Source organism: Peribacillus sp. P4_C12 (assembly GCF_056402095.1).
The window spans coordinates 1-3,439 of the sequence record NZ_JBFUIB010000403.1 but is presented as its reverse complement, the minus strand read 5'-3'; the positions used below and the strand labels follow the sequence as shown (position 1 = coordinate 3,439).

Here is a 3,439-nt window from a genome sequence, read left to right as displayed (position 1 = left end):
CTTCCATTTCACGTTCGATTTCCTTGGCTTCSGCTTGTTGCTTTTTGAAGGTCTGATAGTCTTTCATCTGACCGGCGAATTCATCCTTCACTTGATAGACGTCACTATTCTTAAAAGCCGATTGGTTAAAAGTCATAGGCGAAACGCTGCCATCCTGTTTCGTGGCATCAAGCAAGGCACGGAAAAGGCCAACAGTCACGTTTTCCTGCCCGACGGAGACATCATATTCCTCCACCAATTGCCGGTCGACATTTTCGACCTTTGTCATGGTGTCATCCAGTCTTTGTCCGGCCAGCGTGATTTTTTCATTAAAGTCTTTTTGGTCGAACATATGAAGAGGAAGGATATCGTCAATGCTGTTCAGGATCCTTTGAAGATCACTCGCTTGGTCATCGACAAGCGACTTCGCTTGATTAATGCCATTCGAAACTTCGCCATCTAAAAAGGGAACCTCAACCACCGTATTTCCGGAAAGGTCTGCTTTTTCCAGACTGGCAGGAATACCTTCAAAAAAACTGATCTGGGTAGTGAATAATTCGATCCAGGCGTCCGCCACATCGATTTGTGCTTCATAGAAGCTTTTGATGGCCGCGGCCCCGGCGCCTTGAAACTCGTGATCCAGGCCGACGATACCCTGAAATTCCTTTTTCAGGGCAGCGACTTCCTTCTTTAGTTCTTCATATTGCTTGGCACGCGACTTGGTTGCGGCCGTCAATGACTTGGCTTCATATATTTTCATCGCGGCTGAAACCCATGTGTAGACGAATGGGTGATGGCAACGTCCTGTTCTTTCAATAGATCAATGTTCGCCTGGGTATCTTCCACATTTTTTTGAACGATTTTGATATATCGCTCAAATACTTTTTCGAGGTTTACTTCACGGTCGATCCACTTTGAGGTAAATTCAAGCTTATTGTTCCCAAGATCGTCGGCCGGCAGATTTCCAAGCGTTACTGTACCAAGAGCAGTCTTTACCTGATTAACTTGCTTTGTTACGGCAGGATGATTCAGTTTGATTGTCGCCATTAAATCAACCGCCTTTTTAAATCTGATATTTTACTTTCCAGCTGCCCAAGTGCCTCCTCACCTTTGTCTAAAAGGTGATCGGCTTCTTGGGCTATATTTCCAGCTATATTCATAAGAGTTTTCTCCGCATTTAGCTTTGTAATCATCGCTTCGATTTTCCATTGATAGTCGTCATAGTCGTCATGGATGATGCTAAACATCACATTATAAGCATCACCACGGGCTTCCTGGAAATCATCTGAGCGGCTTCCTGTCCAACTACTACCCAGCTCCGGATTTTTAATATTTCTAATCTCGTTAAGACACATACTTTGTTCTTTTATAATACCGTCTTTCGCTTTCACTAAACGTTCAATTTTTTCGTCTAAACTAGCTATTTTACTGGAGATAGCAGAGTGCATGTTACTCAATATGTCTGCGTATACCATAAAGTCTCACCTCAAAAATAGTATATTTCTATTATAACTGTCATATTTTTCATATTTTCTATTATAAGGATTAAAGTCTGAGAGTTAAATAGGGAAAAATATGCTATTTTGTCTGTAAACAGAGAAAATTGACATAATTATATTTAGGTACAACAAATTCTTTATACCCTGTTTTTTACCAAAATTAAACAGCAAAAAAACACTTCATCAACTAAGGAATGGAAAGATGCATCCTCTACTGAAACACAAAATTATCTTAGAATATGATGTCTTACAAGTTCTAGTAAATTTATTATCAGACATATTGAAAAGCTAGGTAAACTATGAACAAACAAGGAGATATTCATTCAAATAGAACTCGTAGTTTCCTTAATTCAGTTAAATTGACCTGAATCATATCTGTTTATCAAATTTTCACGGACAAATTCTCTGCAAGTAGAAGATAAATGTGATCTTTGAGGGTGAATCAAATCTCCAAAAGGCATATTCTGGACAAATTTGATTTCACCTTCAAATTCCCTTCCAGCATCAGCATCAAAACCTACTATTTTCACAAAGTAAGTTTTGTGTCCAGTTTTCATAAAATCAATTATTGTTAACATGTGATTATGTTCATTTTGCATACTTTTTCCTCCATCAGATAAATCAAATAGCCTTTACGTATTGTTAATAACCTAACTTATAATAATAATCCAATATACCTGTTGTTACTAGAACATAATTAGGCTCGTACTCACTAATTTAGCTCTTTGTTATTTTAAACACTTATTAATAAAAAAGCCAATCAATCCAATCAAGGCTAAAATTGTTATTTTCATTTTCTACTTGATCTTTATCTTTTCTATGTATCGAATGTTGTATAGCCACCGGCAATGTTTCCTAGTTTTGCCCTAAAAAAGATCGACCATTGTGCTGAGCTAAAAATAACTGTAAAACAAAAAAAACTCACTCGATATTAATGAGTGTGTTAGCTTAATCGTTAAACGATTGAATTCATTTAAACTATCCTTCCTTCTCAATCTGACTAGCTATATTTTCTATGACATCTATGTAAAATGATGCAGAATAAACCTAATAACTTATCCCTTCTATATAAAATTATAACCTGCTATAATTTAGGGATTGGAGGTGTTATTCATGAAAGAATTCATCCAGATATTAGCGGAAATCGTAAACAATATTCACKATTTTATACTATTATTTGTAAGCGACACTCTAAATTCAAATGCAACGGACAAAGATCTACATTTTTGGATAATGGGGATTATAGGAATTATTATATTTTTGTTTGTGTTATTTTTATCTAATTTAATATCCCGGATGCGTTTTGGGATTACCATTCTTTCTTTCCTATATACCTTTACTGTCATGGTTGTCTTAGTATTTGCAATTGAAATACAACAAGCTCTAACTAGTAGAGGAAATATGGAATTTCAAGATGCTGCAGTAGGCCTCTGGGGCTTCATCGTATTTTTCTTAGTTTTTGCTGCAATTTCCTCACTGTATTTATTGATAAAAAAATTCTTCAAACAATCAAAAAAAAGATAACAAGAGATCACCTTGCTCTTAACATTACTTACGCTAGTTTATCGGAATTTAGCATTTGGAGTTATATAAGAGGTTATAATGAGAACTTTCTCTGTAGCATATCTTAGAATAGAAAAAGGGAGAAGTTACAGAGGAGCTGGCATTATGTGTGGAAATAGATTTTACAATCTCAGAATTCCAGATTTACTTTGATTCAAAAGAACATAACTGTCAGCTGCATTGCGTAAAGTAACATTGCTAAGTGTTAAGTTCATGTTTTCGAGTTCATATCTTGCCTTCATATCGAAAAAGAACCTCCATCGGAAAACCATTTAAAATTATATATATTAAATATACTCTACTTCAAGATATCTAAATATACAAATACTTTGTTTACTATTTTCCGATGTAAAAAGCGCTCTTGGACCTGTATATGGAGAATCCCTTTGTAATAACGA

5 protein-coding genes are annotated in these 3,439 nt (G+C 35.7%); 1 reads left to right on the top strand and 4 read right to left on the bottom strand.

The genetic code is table 11. From position 1 onward, the window contains the following. The 4 genes from AC1DUW_RS23830 to AC1DUW_RS23815 form a co-directional block, all read right to left on the bottom strand. On the bottom strand, positions 1-739 hold a 739-nt coding region (locus AC1DUW_RS23830), incomplete at its 3' end, for a T7SS effector LXG polymorphic toxin (RefSeq protein ID WP_477643623.1). Then, on the bottom strand, positions 736-1,026 hold the full coding sequence (locus tag AC1DUW_RS23825) for a YwqI/YxiC family protein (protein WP_477643622.1): 291 nt from the start codon (positions 1,024-1,026) through the stop codon (positions 736-738). The genes AC1DUW_RS23825 and AC1DUW_RS23830, both read right to left, overlap by 4 nt. Continuing rightward, a complete protein-coding gene (locus AC1DUW_RS23820) occupies positions 1,026-1,454 on the bottom strand; it encodes a YwqH-like family protein (RefSeq protein ID WP_053345967.1) in 429 nt (142 codons plus the stop codon). The genes AC1DUW_RS23825 and AC1DUW_RS23820 overlap by 1 nt, the downstream gene beginning before the upstream one ends. A 374-nt stretch (positions 1,455-1,828) precedes the next feature. Continuing rightward, entirely contained in the window at positions 1,829-2,077 is a 249-nt protein-coding gene (locus AC1DUW_RS23815; RefSeq protein WP_053345966.1) for a hypothetical protein, read from the bottom strand. A gap of 514 nt (positions 2,078-2,591) precedes the next feature. On the opposite strand from AC1DUW_RS23815, the gene AC1DUW_RS23810 reads away from it, so the two are divergent. After that, positions 2,592-3,002 carry a hypothetical protein gene (locus AC1DUW_RS23810; protein WP_477643621.1) on the top strand — a complete coding sequence of 137 codons (411 nt, stop codon included), beginning with the start codon at positions 2,592-2,594 and terminating at the stop codon, positions 3,000-3,002. Positions 3,003-3,439: the final 437 nt, after the last annotated feature.

Excerpts from the sequence above, each read along its gene's own strand:
- AC1DUW_RS23815 (WP_053345966.1), bottom strand. The coding sequence starts at position 2,077 with ATGCAAAATGAACATAATCACATGTTAACAATAATTGATTTTATGAAA.
- AC1DUW_RS23820 (WP_053345967.1), bottom strand. The coding sequence starts at position 1,454 with ATGGTATACGCAGACATATTGAGTAACATGCACTCTGCTATCTCCAGT.
- AC1DUW_RS23825 (WP_477643622.1), bottom strand. The coding sequence starts at position 1,026 with ATGGCGACAATCAAACTGAATCATCCTGCCGTAACAAAGCAAGTTAAT.